This window comes from Deltaproteobacteria bacterium (assembly GCA_003696105.1).
GTDB lineage: Bacteria > Myxococcota_A > Polyangia > Haliangiales > J016 > J016.
In genome coordinates, this window is sequence record RFGE01000159.1 from 1 (window position 1) to 3543 (window position 3543).

Below are 3543 nucleotides of genomic sequence, written 5' to 3' on the forward strand. Positions count from 1 at the left end.
CGCCCGCCGATCGCGACCGCAGCCAGTGGCTATGCGCAACAGCCAGCTAGGTCGGGTCGAGAACGCGGGCCGCGCGCACCTGCGCCGCCTCGAAGCCGCCGGCATCCGCGAGGAAGCGGGCGAGGTCGCCGCCCGCTTCCTCGCGCAGCCGCCGGGCACCGCGCCGGCCGAACTCGTCGACCACCCAGCGCTCGAAGAAGTAGGCGTCCACCTCCGCCGGTGTGCGCCGAGGCGGTCGCGCGGTCACCGCCAGCATGTCGGCGGCGAGCGCGTCGAGCCCGTCGCCGGTCGTCGCGCTCGCGCGAAACAGGGCGTCCGCCGACCCGCCGAGCCCGACCGCGGATCGAAGCGCGTGCCACGTCGCGCCAGCGGCCGGCTCGTCGGCCTTGTTGAGCACGATCGCGTCCGGCACCTCCATGATGCCGGCCTTCATGAACTGGATGTGGTCGCCGGCCAGCGGCTGCAGCACCAGGTACATGCGGTCGGCGAGGTGCCGCACCTCGACCTCGGACTGGCCGATGCCGACGGTCTCGATCACCACCAGATCGAACAGCCGCCGCAGCAGGCGGGCCACCGCGTAGGTGTGCCGGCCGAGGCCGCCGAGCGCGAGAGCGCTGGCCTGGCTGCGGAAGAACAGCCGGTCCTCGGCGGCGTCGAACGCCACCCGCGTGCGGTCGCCGAGCAACGCGCCGCCGGACACGGGGCTGGTCGGATCCACCGCCACGACGGCGACCGCGATGCCGCGATCGCGCGCGATCATCCGCGGGGCCAGCTGGCCGATCAGCGTCGACTTGCCGGCACCGGGAGCCCCGGTGATCGCGACGAATCGACCGCTGCGCGCGCGTCCCGATGCGTCGAGCGCCGCGATTGCGTCGGCGCGCGCCGCGACCGCGGCCGGGCGCTCGTCCTCGAACAGCGACACGAGGCGGCCGATCGCGCGCTTGTCGAGCGCGATCGCGCGGTCGAGTTCGTCGCGGTTCACGTTCATGCGCCGGCGGCGCGGTCGGCCGGCGCGCCGCTGCCGGGCGCGCCGCCGCTCGCGGTCTCGATCACGGACAGCACGCGCTCCATCACGTCGATCAGCTCGTAGTCCGACGGCGTGAACACGGCGCGCACGCCGTCGGCGCGCAGGCGGTCGACGTCGCCCGCCGGTATGATTCCGCCCACGACGACCGGCACGTCGGCGGCCCCGAGCGCGGCGAGCGCGTCGACGACCTGGCGGGCCAGCTCGACGTGCGACCCGGACAGCACAGACACGCCGACGAGGTCGGCGCTCTCCTCGACGGCGCTGTGGGCGATCTGCTCGGGAGTGAGCCGAATGCCGCCGTACACCACGTCGAAGCCGCAGTGTCGCGCGGCGACCGCGATGACCTCGGCGCCGTTCGAGTGGCCGTCGAGGCCGGGCTTGCCGACGACGATCCGCGGCCGATGCCCCACCCGCTCGGCGAACGCGTCGACCCGGCGGCGCAGCGCGTCGACGCGGGCCGGATCGAGTCGCAGCGACTGGCCCTCGACCCCGGTGACCGCGCGGTACTCGCCGAACACCTCGCGCAGCGCGCCGGCCCACTCCCCCGTGGTCACCCGCGCGAGGGCGCACTCGATCGACGGCTCCATCAGGTTGGCACCGGAGCGCGCCGCGTCGCGCAGCGCATCGAGCGCCGCCGCGACCCGCCCCGGATCGCGGCGGCGCTTCGTCTCGGCGAGCGCGTCGAGCGTTTCGCGCGCCTGGTTCGGGTCCACCGTGAACACGCCGCCGTCGTCGCCGGTCACCAGCGGGGACGGCAGCCCGTCGGTCCACCGGTTGAGCCCGACTACGACCTGCTCGCCGGTGTTGATGCGGCTCATCCTCTCGGACATCGACCGCACGAGCGCGGACTTCATGTATCCGTTGTCGATCGCCGCGCGCACGCCGCCCATCGCGAGGATGCGGTCGATCTCGGCGCGCGCCTCCTCCACCAGCTCGTCCGTCTTGCTGGCGACGACCGGACTGCCGTCGAACAGGTCGGGGTACTCGAGCAGGTCCGTCTCGTAGGCCAGGATCTGTTGCAGTCGCAGCGACCACTGCTGATCCCACGCGCGCGGCAGCGACAACGCCTCGTTCCAGGTCGGCAGTTGCAGCGCGCGGCACCGCGCCCGGCGCGACAGCGTCACGCCGAGCGCTTCGATCAGGATGCGCCACGCGTTGTTCTCCGGCTGGCGCTCGGTGAGCCCGAGGGAGTTGACCTGCACGCCGTAGCGGAACCGGCGCAGCTTCGGATCGGTGACGCCGTAGCGGTCGCGCGCGATCTCGTCCCACAGCGCGCAAAACGCGCGCATCTTGCACATCTCCTCGACGAATCGGATGCCCGCGTTGACGAAGAAGCTCATGCGGCCGACGCAGCGGTGCATCTGCGCCTCGTCGAACCGGCCGCGCTCGCGCACGAGGTCGAGTACGCCGATCGCGTTGGCGAGCGCGAACGCGAGCTCCTGGGCGGGCGTGGCGCCTGCCTCCTGCAAATGGTAGCTACAGATGTTCGACGGATTCCACGCCGGGATCGCGTCGAGCGTGTATTCGTACATCTCGGCGATCAGGCGCATGCTCGGCTCCGGCGGGAAGATGTAGGTCCCGCGGGCCAGGTACTCCTTGACGATGTCGTTTTGGGTCGTACCCCGCAGCTGCTTCGGATCGATACCGCGCTCGCGCGCCAGCGCGATGTACAGCGCGAGTAACCACATTGCGGTGCCGTTGATCGTCATCGACGTGTTCATCTGCTCGAGCGGGATGCCGTCGAACAGCACGTGGAAATCGTCGAGCGTATTGACGGGCACGCCAACCTTGCCGATCTCCGGCACGGCGATCGGGTCGTCGGACGAATAGCCACATTGGGTGGGCAGGTCGAACGCGATCGACAGGCCCGTCTGGCCCTTGGCGAGGTTCTCGCGGTACAGCGCGTTGGAGGCGCGCGCGTTGGTGTGGCCCGCGTATGTGCGGAAGATCCACGGGCGGTCGCGGGTCGGCCGCCCGTCGGCGTCGTACAGCACATGGCGTTTGCGGGCCGTCATGCGGCGATTATAGGGCTGAGGTCGCGTCAGCCCACGGCCATTCACCCCGGCGGGGTGATGCGACGCCCAGCCCGGCGGCGTAGTCTGTAGATGCAGTCGGCGCTCGGGCAGCGCGCGGGGGGATGCGACGCGGAACGTGGCTGCGCGGGCGCACGGCCGGGGAGAAGCGAGACGTGGTGCCAGCGGAGATCGTGGTCGTCGACGTGGAGCCCGAGGTGTGCGACGGGCTCTGCGCGCGGCTGCCGTCGTCGTACCGGGTTCACGCGTGCACGTCGCTGGGGGCGGCCCTCGATCTGTGCGCCGCGCGGCCAATCGCGTGTGCGCTCGTCGGCGACACCGGCGGGCCGGTGATCGGCGCCGCGCCCGCGTTTCGGCGCCACAACGTCCCGGTCGTACACCTAGTCAAGCGCGGCGGCGGCGCCGGCGCTGCGCGCGCGCTCGCCGCGGGCGCGATCGACGTGCTCGCCCTCGACGACCTGCACGACGACCTGCTGGTCGCGA

3 protein-coding genes are annotated in these 3543 nt (G+C 72.1%); 1 reads left to right on the forward strand and 2 read right to left on the reverse strand.

Annotation, left to right across the window (positions count from 1 at the left end):
* Positions 1 to 46 precede the first annotated feature (46 nt).
* Both D6689_10720 and D6689_10725 read right to left on the reverse strand, forming a co-directional pair.
* Positions 47 to 988: a protein kinase gene (locus D6689_10720; protein ID RMH41584.1), complete on the reverse strand. Its 942-nt coding sequence runs from the start codon at positions 986 to 988 to the stop codon at positions 47 to 49.
* Complete coding sequence (locus tag D6689_10725) at positions 985 to 3042, reverse strand: protein meaA (protein ID RMH41585.1); 2058 nt, start codon at positions 3040 to 3042, stop codon at positions 985 to 987. The genes D6689_10720 and D6689_10725 overlap by 4 nt, the downstream gene beginning before the upstream one ends.
* Positions 3043 to 3164: 122 nt before the next feature.
* Here D6689_10725 and D6689_10730 point away from each other — a divergent pair.
* Positions 3165 to 3543: hypothetical protein (locus D6689_10730; protein RMH41586.1), on the forward strand; the 379-nt coding region annotated here is incomplete at its 3' end.